Source organism: Paenibacillus sp. FSL M7-0134, assembly GCF_038007865.1.
In the GTDB taxonomy this organism is placed as follows: Bacteria; Bacillota; Bacilli; order Paenibacillales; family Paenibacillaceae; genus Paenibacillus; species Paenibacillus polymyxa_B.
Map to the genome: position 1 here is coordinate 1,053,648 of NZ_JBBOXV010000001.1, position 15,676 is coordinate 1,069,323.

The 15,676-nt window shown below is 47.2% G+C and carries 18 protein-coding genes; 5 read left to right on the forward strand and 13 right to left on the reverse strand.

From position 1 onward, the window contains the following. Positions 1 to 7: 7 nt before the first annotated feature. The gene (locus tag NSQ58_RS04580; RefSeq protein WP_165178300.1) at positions 8 to 463 is read right to left on the reverse strand and encodes a BglII/BstYI family type II restriction endonuclease; all 456 of its coding nucleotides are present in this window, start codon (positions 461 to 463) and stop codon (positions 8 to 10) included. 438 nt (positions 464 to 901) lie between these two features. Between NSQ58_RS04580 and NSQ58_RS04585 the strand changes: the two genes are divergently transcribed. Both NSQ58_RS04585 and NSQ58_RS26750 read left to right on the forward strand, forming a co-directional pair. Then, positions 902 to 1,105 (forward strand): hypothetical protein, encoded by a 204-nt coding sequence (locus NSQ58_RS04585; RefSeq protein WP_165178301.1) that lies wholly within the window; start codon positions 902 to 904, stop codon positions 1,103 to 1,105. Positions 1,106 to 1,123: 18 nt separating this feature from the next. Beyond that, the gene (locus NSQ58_RS26750) at positions 1,124 to 1,258 is read left to right on the forward strand and encodes a JAB domain-containing protein (protein WP_413630612.1); all 135 of its coding nucleotides are present in this window, start codon (positions 1,124 to 1,126) and stop codon (positions 1,256 to 1,258) included. Between the two features lie 177 nt (positions 1,259 to 1,435). Here NSQ58_RS26750 and rlmH read toward each other — a convergent pair whose 3' ends face one another. Further along, entirely contained in the window at positions 1,436 to 1,915 is a 480-nt protein-coding gene (gene rlmH / locus NSQ58_RS04590) for a 23S rRNA (pseudouridine(1915)-N(3))-methyltransferase RlmH (RefSeq protein ID WP_013312768.1), read from the reverse strand. 151 nt (positions 1,916 to 2,066) lie between these two features. Further along, a complete protein-coding gene (locus NSQ58_RS04595) occupies positions 2,067 to 2,927 on the reverse strand; it encodes a DNA-binding protein (protein ID WP_076264608.1) in 861 nt (286 codons plus the stop codon). 192 nt (positions 2,928 to 3,119) lie between these two features. Here NSQ58_RS04595 and NSQ58_RS04600 point away from each other — a divergent pair, with 192 nt between their 5' ends. After that, entirely contained in the window at positions 3,120 to 3,464 is a 345-nt protein-coding gene (locus NSQ58_RS04600) for a helix-turn-helix domain-containing protein (RefSeq protein ID WP_076264609.1), read from the forward strand. Between the two features lie 82 nt (positions 3,465 to 3,546). Here NSQ58_RS04600 and NSQ58_RS04605 read toward each other — a convergent pair whose 3' ends face one another. From NSQ58_RS04605 to NSQ58_RS04620, 4 genes are all read right to left on the reverse strand, one after another. Next, positions 3,547 to 4,035 (reverse strand): DinB family protein, encoded by a 489-nt coding sequence (locus NSQ58_RS04605; protein ID WP_340857315.1) that lies wholly within the window; start codon positions 4,033 to 4,035, stop codon positions 3,547 to 3,549. 28 nt (positions 4,036 to 4,063) lie between these two features. After that, positions 4,064 to 4,999, reverse strand: coding sequence for an AraC family transcriptional regulator (locus NSQ58_RS04610; RefSeq protein ID WP_068939288.1), 936 nt, complete (start codon positions 4,997 to 4,999; stop codon positions 4,064 to 4,066). A gap of 121 nt (positions 5,000 to 5,120) precedes the next feature. Further along, positions 5,121 to 5,288, reverse strand: a complete 168-nt coding sequence (locus tag NSQ58_RS04615) for a CxxH/CxxC protein (protein ID WP_007433184.1) — start codon at positions 5,286 to 5,288, stop codon at positions 5,121 to 5,123. A 105-nt stretch (positions 5,289 to 5,393) separates the two neighbouring features. Next, positions 5,394 to 6,158, reverse strand: coding sequence for a class I SAM-dependent methyltransferase (locus NSQ58_RS04620; protein ID WP_341056966.1), 765 nt, complete (start codon positions 6,156 to 6,158; stop codon positions 5,394 to 5,396). Positions 6,159 to 6,391: 233 nt separating this feature from the next. On the opposite strand from NSQ58_RS04620, the gene NSQ58_RS04625 reads away from it, so the two are divergent. Next, a complete protein-coding gene (locus tag NSQ58_RS04625) occupies positions 6,392 to 8,113 on the forward strand; it encodes a cellulase family glycosylhydrolase (RefSeq protein ID WP_028540966.1) in 1,722 nt (573 codons plus the stop codon). Positions 8,114 to 8,199: 86 nt separating this feature from the next. Here the strand turns inward: NSQ58_RS04625 and NSQ58_RS04630 are convergent, their stop codons facing one another. Continuing rightward, positions 8,200 to 9,435 (reverse strand): S1C family serine protease, encoded by a 1,236-nt coding sequence (locus tag NSQ58_RS04630; protein ID WP_023991119.1) that lies wholly within the window; start codon positions 9,433 to 9,435, stop codon positions 8,200 to 8,202. A gap of 503 nt (positions 9,436 to 9,938) precedes the next feature. Here NSQ58_RS04630 and NSQ58_RS04635 point away from each other — a divergent pair. After that, positions 9,939 to 10,145, forward strand: coding sequence for a hypothetical protein (locus tag NSQ58_RS04635; RefSeq protein WP_028540967.1), 207 nt, complete (start codon positions 9,939 to 9,941; stop codon positions 10,143 to 10,145). On the opposite strand, the gene NSQ58_RS04640 is transcribed toward NSQ58_RS04635, so the two are convergent. Genes NSQ58_RS04640 through yycF form a run of 5 tightly spaced genes read right to left on the reverse strand, consistent with a single transcriptional unit; the run spans position 10,114 to position 15,604 of the window. Further along, the gene (locus NSQ58_RS04640; protein WP_025723163.1) at positions 10,114 to 10,920 is read right to left on the reverse strand and encodes an MBL fold metallo-hydrolase; all 807 of its coding nucleotides are present in this window, start codon (positions 10,918 to 10,920) and stop codon (positions 10,114 to 10,116) included. The two genes, NSQ58_RS04635 and NSQ58_RS04640, sit on opposite strands and share 32 nt — an antisense overlap. A gap of 6 nt (positions 10,921 to 10,926) precedes the next feature. Beyond that, positions 10,927 to 11,691, reverse strand: coding sequence for a two-component system regulatory protein YycI (yycI, locus tag NSQ58_RS04645; RefSeq protein ID WP_076295147.1), 765 nt, complete (start codon positions 11,689 to 11,691; stop codon positions 10,927 to 10,929). A gap of 18 nt (positions 11,692 to 11,709) precedes the next feature. Further along, on the reverse strand, positions 11,710 to 13,050 hold the full coding sequence (locus tag NSQ58_RS04650; protein ID WP_076295146.1) for a YycH family regulatory protein: 1,341 nt from the start codon (positions 13,048 to 13,050) through the stop codon (positions 11,710 to 11,712). After that, entirely contained in the window at positions 13,047 to 14,876 is a 1,830-nt protein-coding gene (gene walK / locus NSQ58_RS04655; RefSeq protein WP_053326504.1) for a cell wall metabolism sensor histidine kinase WalK, read from the reverse strand. The genes NSQ58_RS04650 and walK overlap by 4 nt, the downstream gene beginning before the upstream one ends. Continuing rightward, positions 14,873 to 15,604, reverse strand: a complete 732-nt coding sequence (gene yycF / locus NSQ58_RS04660) for a response regulator YycF (protein ID WP_025723159.1) — start codon at positions 15,602 to 15,604, stop codon at positions 14,873 to 14,875. Before yycF ends, walK begins: the two co-directional genes overlap by 4 nt. Positions 15,605 to 15,676 lie beyond the last annotated feature (72 nt).

The window sequence follows — 15,676 nt, forward strand, 5'->3', positions numbered from 1 at the left end:
TCTCTCCCTACTCTAAACCAATGACAAGCATCGGAAGTGTAATTATGTGTTTGTATAAATTCAATTCTTCAACTAGCCGTTCAAAATATGCATGATTGCTACCAATTTTTTTAGAAGCAATTTTCATAGGAATAATGTATATCGCTGCGTCTGCTTTATCTTTTATGTACAAGGATTGTAACTTTAAAATGTCAGCATAAAATCGGCTTACATTACCTGTCTGTAGACAAAGTCCAATATTCCCTTTCATAGAGGTAATCGTAATATTATTTTCAGAATCGACCCTAATTTTATCAGACCAACCAAGTTCAACCAATGCATCTGATATTATTTTTCTTAGCTTCTTTCCAGTACCTTTTTTCACTTCAAAGCTAAGATTAGTCAGCATTTCAATAATTGGACTTGATAGTTCAGATGAAATCGCTTGGTCACCATAATGTTGAGATGAGCAGTATACCTTCATAAGTATTCCTCCATGAAATCCATATTAAAAACCATCTTCTGAATATTATCATACGTATTATTCAATATAACTCTTTTAGTATAATCAGTACCACTCAATAAGAATCATATAGTTCAATAGTACTTTATCATACAAATGCTGTAAACTGATTCACACCATGTATGGTCTATATAGCCAATGATTTTAACAGTAGATATTCTCACTATCTTCTAAGTATCCTCTCACTTGTCACTGTCCCTAAAGAAAAAGTAGCAGGGGGTACGCTCAGGCTCTTGTGGAGTTTGTCCTGATTCAGATGCAGATTGAAGAAATAGAAAAAGAAGCCGCCCGCAAATGAGGCGACTCAAGAAAATCATTATCATACAAAACAACATATTATCACGCAACGGGAGAAGTCGAATCAGACTTCTCTTTTTGTGTTTACTGGAGGAAGCAGATATGAACCATCCGAACGAACTGAATAAGATCAAATCATTGCTGGGAGATGCACTCGCTGAGAAGCCCGGCTCCTATATTGTCGATGAAATCTTTGAACGCTTTCCCACCGTGCAGGAGTTGATGAACGTCACGGAGTTTGAGCTGTTGTCCATCAAAGGTATCGGCAAGGGGAAGGCCCGCCGATCACCGCTACCTTGCAGTTAGCACGTAGACTGAGCAGACCTGTCAGTATACTCCGTAGATCATCCGCAGGCCGCAGTTGACCTGTTGATGCCTGAGATGCGGTATCTCCAGCAAGAACATTTTGTCGTTCTATTTTTGTCGACAAAGAATAGCCTCATACAAAGATTAATCTGATTTTTGACTTCACCATTGAGTCTCTGCATGAGCGAGCCTTCAGCCTACTGCCGAAGTTATATCCTGATTATGACTTCTTAGAATCCTTTAATTCCCCGACTTTTGGATGGAGTAACCGTCGCAATTTTAATAAAAGCAAGCTGGGGGGAGGTGATGGCCTCCCTTTCTATCTTACCATCACTTGTGATACGGTTCACCCCGATTAATCTTCACCGCCCGGTAAATCTGCTCTACCAGCACCAGCCTCATCAACTGATGTGGCAAGGTCATCCTTCCGAAGCTCAGCTTCTGTTGGGCACGGCGGAGGACTTCGTCAGAAAGGCCGTGACTGCCGCCAATGACGAAGACAACATGGCTTGTACCGTAGGTGCCGAGCTTGTCCAGTTCCTCTGCGAGTTCTTCCGAGCTCCACAGTTTGCCGTCGATGGCGAGTACAATGACGTGTGCTTCGCTTTTCACATGGGCTAGGATACGCTCGCCCTCTCGCTCCTTGACCTGTCGAACCTCCGCCTCGCTCAGTGTATCGGGAGCCTTTTCGTCCGCTACCTCGATCATTTGGAACTTGATGTATGGCCCTAGCCGTTTAGCATATTCCTGAATGCCCATGACCAAATACTTCTCTTTTAACTTGCCCACACCTATAAGCTGAATAAACAAATTCCATACCCCTATCTATGTCGAATGATAATGTAAAATCGCATTTACGATCCCTAACATGAAAAAATACCTTTAACATAGTTATTTTAGCACCTGATGCGCCTCTTACCTATCTATTTCCTCTCCACTACGAGCCTATTCCCTGTTCAGGTCATAGCGGATTATCCATTACGCTCTTCACAATGAAATGCCTATCCGTTTCGTATTCATCAAGACTCTGCATTAGCATCTGTCGATATTGGCTGATTTGTTCCGCTGTCGCTGACTCCCGTAATGATTCAAACAATGCTGTACATTTCTTGAAATTACGATCGTTACCCGACTGATCGGCTAGTTGCATCGCCCGCACAGTAAGTCCCACTGCATCCTGTAATCTATCGTACTCCCGATAGTACAAAGCCAAGTGATAGCAGTAGCTATAATAGTAAGATATGTTCTCTGCGTCTTCATAACTCCCGAATTCATCAATCTGCTCTGCAAACGTATGTAAAATATCCCCTACATCCAAATGATACATAAGCGCTGCCTGTAATATGGTATTCAGCCCCGGTAATATTTCCTCTAGATTATCCTGCAAAAAGGCTACGTATTCCTCGACAAGCTCTATATTTCCAGACAAAATATCTACTGCATATAAATTAGTTTTGGCTAAAAACCTGAATTCCTCGACAACCTGAATGTCTTCTTCCTCTAAATCCTCCATCCACCCCAGCTCAGCATACTTATAGATGCACTCCCTTGCCTGCTCATATGCACCCTGGTTCTGGTGAGCCATTCCACACATCAGGTGACTGAAACCAAAATAGTATATCAACGGACGTTCTAAATTGACATGCGGGATGGATAATTTCATTGCTTTATGATACTGCCGTTCTTCATAGATACGCTGTACACATTGGTACAAAATATCCGCCGTCTCCATCACCTTTTTCCAATTTTCAAAAGCCACAGCCATCTCTAACATTTCAACAATGATGTCCGGTTTGAGTGATTTCAGGATAGAAGTTCGCAAAGAGGGTTCCTCCTTCAAAATGACTAGAATAAAAAGCACTCGCTCTTAATATATTCCTTTGTGAAACTCCAATTAAGTAGTACAATAAATTTAATATAGTACTTAATCGCAGTTTTTTCAATATATTTTACCGCCTTTATGTCTCTGCTAATTACATCGATACTCTCCTAACCTTTAGGAGAGGTGGTTAATATGACAAAATTACGGAATTCGGTTGGAGAAAGAATTAGAACGATTCGGAAGGCTAAGGGATTAACACAGCAACAACTTGCGGAACTTTCAGGATTAGATGATGCATATATTGGATCGGTAGAGCGTGGCGAAAGAAACTTTTCGATTGATACCTTGGAGAAAGTGTTAACTGCCTTAAACGTGTCTATCAGTGAATTAATGTTTTCCAAAGAACATATGACTGAAGACGAAACGATTCGGCAAGAGGCGATAGATGAGTTTGTTGCGTTGACCAGCAGATTGAATGAGGAGCAAATCGGCATTCTCAGACGGGTTAGTAAAGAAGTTTCACGTGCGTTTGAGTAAGGCCATATCATCTCAGAAAAGCTTAATTACAACCAAAAAAGAGCACCGCACAGGTGCCCTCCATAAATCTTCACAAAAATACTCAAGCGTACAACATAGAAAAGCTCACTTCATGTCCCAGTTGCTTTAGATAATTATAAATCTGCGAACGATGATGGAATACATGGGTCACGGTCTCAATCTGCCATTGGACCTGCAAATGTCCATGCTCCATATAGAAAGCTTTCGTCGAACGGTTCAGATAATCGTCTTCGCTAAGCGAAAGAATGTAAGCCTTATAAGCCTCGAAGTTTTCCCTGAAAGCCGCAGCTAAGCGCTCGGGATCTTCCACCCCGGACAGGCTGGTTTCAATGCTTCCCACTTCACCCTCAGACTTCTCCTGCATTATCGCAAGATCCGAAGCAGGAATAAGCACAAAGTGATGCACTAACTCCAGCAGCGAACGGAAATTATCCTGTGGACGAAAGCTCCAATCCTCTGGACGTATTTTACGGATTAAGGCTTCCCCTGTCCGTACTCCGGTCTCCAGCTCATTCAGCAAATGATCGCGAACTTGCAGTGTTCCACTCATATTCACATCTCTCCTTTGCCATTCTTATTCATATTTTGAGTATAGCCGAAGCCTCTGGGCGTGTATTGTAAAAATCGGACAACTTCCGTAAATCCTTAGCCGCGGTAAGCGGGGAATCTCCATAAAACCTGCGAAAATCACGGATTAGATGCGCTTGATCGAAAAAGCTGTGCTTCAATGCCAGCTCCGTCCAATCCAGACCCCCGCCGCCTTTGATACTGTGCAGAACGCTCTGGAAGCGGACGACTTCACTGAACTTTTTGGGGCTGATTCCGATCCACTGCCCAAACTTGCGGTTAAGCTGTCTTTCACTGATCGCCTCACACTCCGCAAGCTCCTTAACCCCCACACTCCCGCCGCTCACAAAGATGCGATGCAGCAAGTTTTTCATCAGGTCACAATCGCTTATCCTACGGCGCAGCAGAAGCTGGTTAAGATACTCATCCATTATGCGCACCCGTTCATTGAAATTCTGCGCTTCCATAATGCGCTCACCTATCACAGCGATGCTTTCGGGCCAGAGATCTTCCAAGCGATAATTACCACCTGTAAACAAATGAGTCGGCATACCGTGAAAATAATGTGCCCCACCGGGAAAAAATCGCACCGCAAAAATGCGTGTCTCGGACCCTGCTTGTCTGGCAGACACAAACGGTTGCGTAAATGTCCCACAGTACGAGAGTTCCTGACGCTTACTCACCGGGTCGTATTCAAATAGAATATCCGTACAGCCGTCAGGTAATACCCGCTCCATGGTTTCTTCATGCGGCAAGCTTAACAAAGCGGTGTCTTCGCACGAAGCTGCTAGATTCTCTTCTACCACCCTATTAGCCGGACCGGACTCCCAATAACAGGCCACGTAAGCTTTTAGCACAGCAGACGGCTTTTGTTCGATATAATACGTGGAGAGATCACTTCCATTGACTTGAAGCGGACGAAATAGTGAATGCAGCAAAGGGTCCATCCATCGTTCACTCCTGTCTCAGTACGTGGTGGGAATAAATATAGCTCTATGTATGGGGTATTTTTGCAAAAATTCTGGTATACAAAAAGGACGTTTCTGCCCGAAACGCCCGTGCTTGTTTTTAGACGACCAAAAACTCTGCTTTGTTCTCACATTCCTTGCACTTCACTGGAGGGTCCCAATCCGAAAATTTCGTTTCCTTGAGATCGACGACATCCGGTGCATCCTCGTATTCATCGACGAACATATCAATTGCCAGTTCCACATGCTCTTTACATACCACGTACATTCCAATTGCATCCCTTTCCGTTTGAAGCTCTTCCTGTTGTAAGTGTGCCAAAACTGCCTTCTTTTGTTCTACCACACTTGACGCGGAAAGGAAAGGGCTTGCTTTTTACCCCAAACGTCTGGTTGTAAAAATAAGAAAATTAGTGACATTAAGGTCCTCGTGAAAATGGGGATATTTCTCCAACATTTCGGCAGAAGGCTTGGGTTCGATCATCCCTTCCAACAGCAAACCCGCCTCAATAATGGTCTGTACATAGCTGCTCAGTGTACGGTGAAAGTACAAAAACTTTTCTTCCTGATCATAAGGGATCGCTTGCTCCAATGGGCCTTCGTTGAAATATTGATCCACTTTCCAATACAGCTTTTTTCCAGTCTCATCCTTCACCCAACCACTCTGCGGCGTCTGAAAGCACGGATGCAGAATAGAAAAAATAAAGCGGCCCCCTGGAACTAATAATCGCTGCATTTCGGCAATCGCCTGCTCATAATGGGCCAAGTCCTGTATGACCATATTGGACACGATCAGATCAAAGCTCTGGTCCCCGAACATCTCCAGCTTTTCCAGATTGCCATGGTGATATGTAATTCCCAACGCTGACGGCGTCCGCTCTTTGGCTAGCCTCAGCATCTCTGTCGAGTAATCGACAGCCTCTACCAACGCACCCGCCCTGGCCATTTTACGGCTTAGATAGCCTTCGCCACAGCCGGCATCCAGCACTTTTTTGCCCCCGAGAGGTCCCATACAGGCTTGTAATGCCGGGTTTAGCAGTACTTCGCGAGATCGATCTCCTTCCTCCGTGTACTTGGCAGTAAAGTTTCCTGCATGCATATCCCAGCGTCGAATGGCCTCTTCCGTGTCCCACTTATTCATATTCATCTCCTTCTTTCTTTTGTATTTACAAATCCGATGCTATACTACAATCCACGTAGGGCCATAGATTCTACACTCATTTCTGTATTTTTTCAATAATAACGCTTACAAAATTAAAATATCTAATTAACACATGATTTTTACATGAATTATACAGGTATTCCATATTCAAATAGTGTGGTAGTGTTTTATTGGAAAGCGCTTTCAAAAATAACTTTGTAAAGGGGCCTGTTATGTTAAAACGAAGACCCGTTTCATTGCTGTCGTTGACGCTTGCCATTACCCTGTTGTTATCTACGTTCGCATCCGTTGCCGCTGCTGCCGAATCTGACGGACAAGCACCACAAGCTGCGGCTGCGAGCAGCATGCAATCGTATGTGGAAGCCATGCAGCCTGGATGGAATTTAGGAAATTCTCTGGATGCTGTGGGGGCGGATGAGACAGCCTGGGGCAATCCGCGCATTACCCAGGCGTTGATCCAGCAAATTGCCGCCCAAGGATACAAAAGTATTCGTATTCCCGTCACCTGGGATAAGCACATTGGAGCAGCACCAAACTATACCGTTGAGTCTGCCTACATGAACCGTGTGGAAGAGGTTGTTCGCTGGGCACTGGATGCTAATCTGTACGTCATGATCAATGTCCATCATGATTCATGGACGTGGGTAAGCAATATGGAGCCCAAACATGATGAGGTGCTGGCTCGCTATAACGCATTATGGACACAAATTGCCCCACGCTTTAAAGACCAGCCTAACAAGCTGATGTTCGAAAGTATTAACGAACCCCGTTTCTCCGAAGGAGGGACTACGGATGAAGCGAAAATGAATCAGATGCTCCAAGAACTGAATGTATCCTTCCACAAAATTGTCCGCGCCTCTGGCGGTAAGAATGCCACTCGTCCCCTTGTTCTGCCTGGCTTGGACACCTCACCTGCTCAGGCCAAAATCAACGAGCTGTACAACACGATAACCAAGCTGAATGATCCCAATCTGATTGCCACCGTCCACTATTATGGTTATTGGCCTTTCAGTGTAAATATTGCGGGCCATACTACTTTTGATAAAGATACTAAAAACGATATCATCCAAACCTTTGATAACGTCTATAACACCTTTGTAGCCAAAGGTATTCCGGTTATTGTAGGTGAATTCGGTCTACTCGGCTTCGATAAAAATACAGGCGTTATTGAACAAGGCGAAAAGCTGAAATTCTTCGAGTATTTAACCTATTACATGAAAGAGAAGAAAATAACAGGTATGCTCTGGGATAATGGCCAGCATTTTAACCGCACAACGTACAAATGGTCTGATCCTGAACTCTTTAATGTTATTAAAGCCAGTCTAAAAGGGCGTTCCTCCAATGCAGACCGTGATCTCATTCACTTGAAGAAAGGCACCTCTGCTCAGGACACCAAGGTCACCTTAAACCTGAATGGCAATCAGCTGAAAACACTCAGTGTGGGCAGTAAGCAACTAACACAGAGCACCGACTATACGCTGAGCGGAGATACATTAACCTTAAAAGCCAGCTTGCTCACCAGCCTGACCACTTCCGGTAAATATGGGGAGAATGCCGTCATTACCGCTAAGTTTAACAAGGGGGCAGACTGGAACTTCAAAGTAGTCGTGTATGATACCCCAAAATTAAGCGCTGTCGAAGGGACTACACAAGCCTTTACCATTCCAACAGAATTCCACGGTAGCCAGCTCGCCACGATGGAAGCCGTTTATACCAATGGTGGCAATGCCGGTCCACAGGATTGGACGCCTTATAAAGAGTTTGGCAATACTTTTGCCCCTGCCTATGATGCCAATGGCATCAAGCTGCTACCTGAATTTTTTAATAGTGTAAAAGATGGTGAAGTCACGCTGAAGTTCCATTTTTGGAGCGGCGATGTGGTGACATACAAAATCACCAAGAGCGGAACCCGTGTAACGGGAACGACATCCTAATCTAAGGCTCAGCAGAAGATCGAAAAAGGCGTTCCCGGAAATGAGCCGGTGAACGCCTTTTTTTATAGTTAAGCCTATAAGTTACCTTAGCCTTCCGGCTTATCTGTTAATTTTAACATCACCGTTTCTTCCTTGCCTGCCCGGTAAAAAGTAACTTTCAGCTCATCGCCAATCTTCTTGTTATCGTACAAGTAGCGACGTAAATCAAGGGTAGAGTTAATCGGTTCGCTATCAAACGCTGTAATGACATCGTTCAGCTTCAAGCCACCCTCCTTGGCAGGACCATGGGCCTCCAGAACGACTGCCCCATTTTTCACGCTGTCCGGCAACTTGAGCTCCTTGCGCTGAGTTTCATCCAGCGGTGCATATTCATTGTTTAGGTCCACCGTGTATACCCCCAGATAAGGGCGGGTGATCTTGCCGTCCTCAACCAGTTCATTCACCGTCTTCATTACCTCATTGGCGGGAATGGCGAAACCAAGTCCCTCAACACCAGTATCAGCGATTTTCATCGTATTAATGCCAATCACACGTCCGTCCAGATCGACCAGCGCTCCGCCGCTGTTTCCCTCATTAATCGCCGCATCGGTCTGGATCACATGCTGCTCCCAGTCATATACGCCATCCTGGTTAATGGAAATCGGAATGATGCGATTCGTATAACTCACAATACCGGAGGTAAGCGTGTCTCCCAGGCCAAGCGGATTGCCAATAGCAATGACCGTCTCACCCAGACGAAGTTTACTGGAGTCGCCGATATCCGCTACCGTGCTAATGCCTTTATCGTCAACTGCGAGTACAGCGATATCACTAATGCGATCCTTTCCGATCAGCTTTGCCTCTTTTCTGACACCGTCTACCGTTACAATATCCAGATCATCTGATCCTTCGACCACATGGTTATTTGTCATAATGAAGGCTTTGCCTGAACTCACTCGGAAAATGACACCCGATCCAAGCGCGGATTGTTCCGTGCTTTTACCATCTTCCTCTTTCAGATTCACGATGCTGACGACGGCTGGGCGCACCTTGGCTGCCGCCTGCACAATCCGATCATACGGATCACCCGCTGCTTGCCGCAAGGGATAGTGACTGGCTCCCGTTACCGCCGTAGTGGAGGGCAGGCCTGTAATAAAGCTGAACAGAAGCACAGCAACCACTGCACTGACTGCACCGCTAATGACAGCAGCTTGCACCGGACTTACTCCACGCTTCCTGTGTGGCCAACGTCCACGTCCTCCACGGCGCGCCTTAAATGCCATTTTTTTAGCCGCACGTGTGGATACCTTTGTTGAATAAAAATCGTCCTCAAACAAGCCCATGCTAATCCTCTCCCCTTCGTTGTCATGCACCGACACTCACTAAAAAATTAGGGCTATTCGGGCTTGCGCCAACCTATGCTACAGAGAACCTGCTCCGTTGAACATCTCAAATGGATTGAATATCCCTTATCATCGGAATCCAGCAACCAATCGTTCCGGCCTACTTATTAATCACCACAAATGGTGCCTTCCTAAGCAACCGAATCTCATAAATTAGCATACACGCCGAATCTGACCCCGAATAGAGGAAAAAAGAGGAATGATTTCCAAACCAATGGACTACAATAGTAACAAGTCTTCTATTCTATTACAAAATGATCGTCTCATAGAGACGTTCTGGCCTGTTCCCGTCCGCTTAAAGCTGCCTATACTTTCGATGAGAGCCTTCCTTCAGAAAGCTTTCCGTTGTTAGCTTTATTGTATCACAGCACCCAACAAAACCACAGGCAGAACCAAGCTCATTGCACGCCATTTCTAAAATATTTTTACAGGAGGAATATATGATGAATTCACATCGTTCGGCTATGGATGAAGTTCACATGGCTGCCAAGCTTGCGGATTTGAAAGACGAGCATTACCGCAATACACTGGCGCTAAGTACATTGATTGAACTACTGGTGGACAAAGGCGTAGTGACCCGTGAAGAGGTAGAACGCAAAGCCGCCGAGCTGGACAGCTTTATGGCTCACTTACCTTATCCCAAGGTGTAGGACGATCATAGTACGTATCGCACAATCGAAATTCACTGTCCTTGTAAAAACAGCCGCGGTCTTCCATCGCCCCACGTACAGTCAACTTCGCAAGTTCCATCATATTGTGGTCGCGGCTCAAATGTGCCAAATACGTTCGCTTCGTACGTCCTGTCAATAGCTCGCTAAGAATCGCGCCCGCCATCTCATTGGATAAATGACCGATATCACTGAGAATACGGCGCTTGATGTTCCACGGATAACGACCCATACGCAGCATTTCCACATCATGATTAGACTCCAGCACCAATACATCCGCGTCTGATATCGCCTGTTTCACTTTGTCGCTGACATAGCCAAGATCGGTCGCTACACTGAGCTTCTCTGCCCCATCATAAAAGCTATATCCTACAGGCTCAGCCGCATCATGGGATATGCCAAAAGACTCCACGCGTAATGACTCAAATTCCCGCGTTGCGCCTGTCTCCAATATTCTGCGGTTATCCTCTGCAATTTGCCCAACAGCATTGCTGATGGCAAACCATGTCTTCTCGTTAGCATATATAGGTAAATTATATTTACGCGCCATGGCGCCTAGTCCTTTAACATGATCGGAATGCTCATGCGTGACCAAAATACCATCCAACTCTTCTCCGCTCAGATCGCGTTCTTTCAGCAATTCGTCAATACGCTTCGCGCTGAGACCTGCGTCGATGAGCAATGTCGTGTCTTCGTTCCGCACAACGGTAGCGTTGCCGGTCGAACCGCTCGACAGCACGGTAAATGAAATCCCCATATCTGTTCAAGACCCTTCTGTATGTTCTGTCTTTGGACTAATGACATCTCCGTTCATCTGCACATAATACACACCTTTCCCGTTGTCCAGCATAAACCGCCACACGGGGGCAGCCACCTGGCTATCGGAGTTAAAGGTCTGTCCGTAATAACCGAGCCGGATATCCTTCACAATCGAGTCGCGCGGCAAATAACCGTCAATCAGCCTTGCCAGTGCTTTGGACGCAGGCAGCATTTTCTTTGCCTCATCCGAAGGCTGGAGATCGACCTTAATTTTGCGATACCCTGTAATTTTCTGATTGCTGTAAAACAGAGCCAGCTTCACATTAAATAGCGGCCACTTGCCCTGTACCAACGGATGGAGCACAAAAGCATCTGCTTGTCCGGATGCCAACTCCTCCTGAACATCCAGCGGATCATACTGGAAGTTATCGATATCCTTGATTTGTGGCTCCAATGCCTCAACTAACGCGTCATGGGTGAATACCAGTTTGCTGTCCACCGGCTTCACCAGCTGCACACGATCATCCTTTTCTCCACTATGAACGTATGTGTAAGAAAGTTTAGGCAGCTGCGGGGTATCCCCGGGAATCGGAGCCAGCACCTGAATGCTTTTCTCTTCCATTAAACGCTGCGTATTTTCATCCAATGAAGTAAAATCCAAATTCGGCCCTACCGTTTCCTGCGCGTCATGCCACAGTTGATAACTCAATACCACATTGAGCAGCAAAAATGTACAGATCAGTACGTTTTTGGCGCGGCTCCAATCCATTCCCGTTCCCCCTTCCTGTCACCTCTTTGTCTCCCGGTCTGGCTGTGTTTGTGTTGTATTCGATGCTGTCGTTACAGGGACAGCATGAATCTCAGCAACAGAACCGTCACTGAGCGTAACGCGCCACTCAGGAGAAAGCTTCAATCCATCATTAATCAGCTCCGGCTGATATACAGGAGTCAGTTCTCTAATCGTCTTCCCTTTGCCTACAGTCTCCAGTTGCTTTTTCAAGGGCTCGCCGCCCGGCAGCATAACCTTCTTTGAGGATTGTTCTCCTCCCTTGAGATACAGCAACGAACGTTCATAGACAGAAGCCGTTTCCTGCTGGATTTGCAGCGAAATCGTACCAAAGCGGAACGATGGTGTGTCCAGCACTGGATAAGCACCATAATACTGCTGAAACATCACAGTTGTACGATTTTCATCACTGCTCTTCAATTTCAGCTGATACGAAGCATCCCAACCACCATGCTGATTTACAAAATCAACCGCGGCCAGCACATCCCTAATCGGACTGCTTCCACCCGCCCCCGGCGCACTGGGATCGGTATAGCTCATCCATCGTTGCTCCTGCTTGATTTGCAGACTACGCTTGCTGTCCGTATAAATTTGGGAGCCGTCCTTTTCCTGAATATTGCGCGTAATCCCCGGATCGAAAAACAAATTCCGCTGCATTTGCTCCGTCGTAAACAACCCAGCATACACCACAGGCTGTGTAGTTTCCAGGTCATTCACGGGAATGTAGTACTGATTATCCACCAGCTCGTACAACGGGGCATTTTTACCGAAATTCACATGCTGTCGGATGTCCTCTACCGTCATATCGAACTGGTTCGCCTCATACACCACATCGCCTCTGGCACTGAAAAAGAGCGCGTGCGGCTTGGCATTCTTTTCATCTATATAGATCCAGATGCGGTTAATCGTCTCTCCCTGAAACACCGAATCCGGCGTCAGACGCATGACCCGCTCCAGTAATGAAACCGGGACTCCGCCTGAAAAAGATAATTCGATGCCTTCATTTTCGCTGCGAATCCGCGCCCAGTCTGCCGATTGAATACTTCGACGTTGAAAGTTGTTAAAGCTTCGGCTTTCCAGCCGTGTATAAATTAAATCGTAAAAAGTAACACCCGGATAAAAAACGGTATGCTTCTTCTCACCTTGGTGAATGAGCATTTTATCAGGAAACACGAGGTTCTCAATCTTTTTCTCCTGCCCCATGCTTTCGGTTTTGACATAGTTCGTCTCTGAAGTGAGTACAGAATCACTGCCCGGAAGGCGGTAAATCAAAAAATAAGTCTGTACCAGGCTGGAAGCAACCAGCAAAATAAGCGTCCACGACTTCAAACGTTCCTTCACTGTGCTTCCCTCCCTTCACTCGACATGGGTAGCGTAAAGGTCGTGCAGGTTCCCTGACCGTATTCCGACTCCAGAAAAATCTGGCCCCCATGCGCCTTTACAATTTCCCGGGCAATCGAAAGTCCCAACCCCGTGCCGCCCATATTGCGCGATCTCGCCTTGTCTACACGATAAAACCGTTCAAAAATCCGGTCCAGATCTTTTTTGGGAATACCAATCCCGGTGTCCTGTACCGAAATGGATAGCATCCCCTCACTATTGCGGCGAGCTTCAATCCGAATACTCCCGCCATCTGGCGTATATTTCAGCGCATTGGACATCAGGTTGTCCAACACCTGCTCAATTTGGTCCCGGTCGATCACGACTTTACCGATTCCCTGCTCTACGAACATCCCTGAGCGAATGTGCTTTTGCTTCATTTGAAAAGAAAACCGATCTGCGACCTCGTCCAGCATCTCCATCACATCTGCAGGCTGCATCCGCAAAGGTGCCTCATTGGAATCGAGCCGTGACAGATGCAGCAAATCCGTAACCAACCGGATCATACGCTCTGTCTCGTTGCGGATCACGCCCACGAAACGCTCCGCGAGCTGCGGTTCAGCCATCGCGCCGTCATCCAGCGCCTCAGCATAGCTGCGGATGGTCGTCAACGGAGTGCGCAGCTCATGTGATACATTCGCTACGAATTCCCGCCGTGTCGTCTCCATCTCCTCCTGCTCCGTCACGTCTTGGAGTACGGCAATCGTTCCCGTAATGCCAAATTCCCGCCGATGAATCGGCGTGAATGTCACACGGATAACAATGGGTTCATCCTGACCGGCTGGCTCCAGCTGCAAGAGCGTGGAGGCCGAAGAGCCGCTATACAGGGCCTCGGTTTCCTCCGGGTCGATCCCCAGCAGTACCGCGATATGCCTTCCAGTCATTTCGTTCTCGTTTACGCCCAGCATGGCGCTGGCCCGACGGTTGACTAGAATGACCCGGCCATTGTCATCAGTAGCGACCACACCGTCGCTCATATTGGTCAAGATGGAGGAGAGCTTCTCCTTCTCCTCTTCATTTTGGGACAGCGCCTCACGCAGACGGCCTGTCATATAGTTAAAGGCCACGCTGAGCCTGCCGATCTCGTCATCACCAAATACAGGCATCTGCTGGTCGAATTTGCCCTCGGCAACCTCCGTTGCATGACGTGTCATCACCTTAATCGGGTGCGTAATCGTGTGGGCCAATACCACGCCCAGCACAGCCGTCAACGCGAGCGCAATGAGCATACCTGAGAGAAACACATTGTTAATGCGTTTCATCGTATCGTAGAGCTCGCTCATCGAAGCGGCGATGTACACCGCGCCGACAATCTTGCCTTGGCTGATAACAGGCTTGGCGACGACCTTCTTGCGGACATTATCCTCGTCCACCATGTATTCCTCGTTATCACGGATACCTTGGAGTGCGCGGCTGACCACTGTCTGCGTGTTTTTGCGTCCGACATAATCGGCGTGTGAACCCTGAGAAGTAATTAACACTTTACCGCTGGCATCCAGCACCTGAATTTCCGCGCCGCTGAAATCAAACAAATTATTCACGCGTGCACGCAGGCTTTCCACGCTGTCTTCTTCCATTTTGCCGTCACTGCCACTCAGATCCTGCTCCGCCAGCACGGACAGCATCTCCGCCCGTGCTTGCAAATCCTGCGTAAAATTACTCGTGAGAGAGTTTTTCATCGAGCTGACAAAGTAGACCCCAATCAGCTGCATAGCCACCAAGATAAGCAGCACATAGATAATAATCAGCTTTGCATGAATGGTACGAAAGAAAGACAGCCATCTCATGCCCGCAGGCCACCTTTGCCCCCGCTCACAATATATCCAAGGCCACGGCGTGTCAGGATGGTCTCCGGCTTGCTCGGGTTCTCCTCAATCTTCTCGCGCAACCTCCGAATGGTCACATCCACTGTCCGCACATCCCCGTAGTATTCGAAGCCCCACACCGCCTGGAGTAAATGCTCCCGCGTCATGACTTTTCCGGCATTCTTCGCCATGTAGTGCAATAGCTCATACTCACGGTGCGTCAGGTCAAGCGGTGTTCCGTTTTTGTAAGCTGTATACATATCCGTATCAAAAAAGAGGTCGCCCACGCGCAGCCCCTGCTTATCCTCCTGCGGTCGGCTTTCCGACGCGCCTGCCCCGCCGCGTTGCTGTCTGCGCATCTGTGCCTTCACCCGTGCCAGCAATTCCCGTGTGCTGAACGGTTTTGTCACATAATCGTCCGCGCCCAGCTCCAGCCCCAGCACTTTGTCGATTTCGCCGTCCTTGGCGGTCAACATAATAATCGGCGTCTGGAGCTGATGCCCACGTACCTCGCGGCATACATCCATGCCGTCCATGCCCGGCAGCATCAGATCCAGCAGAATCAGGTCAGGCTGCTGCTTGACCGCGATATCCACCGCGCTGATTCCATCGAAGGCGCAAATCACCTGGTAGCCCTCTTTTTCCAAATTAAATTTTAAAATATCAGCGATTGGCTGTTCATCATCCACTACCAGAATCGTTCCCTGCATATAGCGTTCACCTCTCTTCACGGATCATAATTTATAATTAACTTACGTTTGTCAGTACCTATAAGATGTTTA

Coding starts and splice junctions, on each gene's coding strand:
- yycI (WP_076295147.1), bottom strand. CDS start 11,691: ATGGATTGGAGCCGCGCCAAAAACGTACTGATCTGTACATTTTTGCTG.
- NSQ58_RS04630 (WP_023991119.1), bottom strand. CDS start 9,435: ATGGGCTTGTTTGAGGACGATTTTTATTCAACAAAGGTATCCACACGT.
- yycF (WP_025723159.1), bottom strand. CDS start 15,604: ATGCAGGGAACGATTCTGGTAGTGGATGATGAACAGCCAATCGCTGAT.
- NSQ58_RS04615 (WP_007433184.1), bottom strand. CDS start 5,288: ATGTACGTGGTATGTAAAGAGCATGTGGAACTGGCAATTGATATGTTC.
- walK (WP_053326504.1), bottom strand. CDS start 14,876: ATGAGATGGCTGTCTTTCTTTCGTACCATTCATGCAAAGCTGATTATT.
- NSQ58_RS04585 (WP_165178301.1), top strand. CDS start 902: ATGAACCATCCGAACGAACTGAATAAGATCAAATCATTGCTGGGAGAT.
- NSQ58_RS04580 (WP_165178300.1), bottom strand. CDS start 463: ATGAAGGTATACTGCTCATCTCAACATTATGGTGACCAAGCGATTTCA.
- NSQ58_RS04625 (WP_028540966.1), top strand. CDS start 6,392: ATGTTAAAACGAAGACCCGTTTCATTGCTGTCGTTGACGCTTGCCATT.
- NSQ58_RS04610 (WP_068939288.1), bottom strand. CDS start 4,999: ATGGACCCTTTGCTGCATTCACTATTTCGTCCGCTTCAAGTCAATGGA.
- NSQ58_RS04600 (WP_076264609.1), top strand. CDS start 3,120: ATGACAAAATTACGGAATTCGGTTGGAGAAAGAATTAGAACGATTCGG.
- NSQ58_RS04605 (WP_340857315.1), bottom strand. CDS start 4,035: ATGAGTGGAACACTGCAAGTTCGCGATCATTTGCTGAATGAGCTGGAG.
- NSQ58_RS04620 (WP_341056966.1), bottom strand. CDS start 6,158: ATGAATAAGTGGGACACGGAAGAGGCCATTCGACGCTGGGATATGCAT.
- NSQ58_RS04635 (WP_028540967.1), top strand. CDS start 9,939: ATGAATTCACATCGTTCGGCTATGGATGAAGTTCACATGGCTGCCAAG.
- NSQ58_RS04640 (WP_025723163.1), bottom strand. CDS start 10,920: ATGGGGATTTCATTTACCGTGCTGTCGAGCGGTTCGACCGGCAACGCT.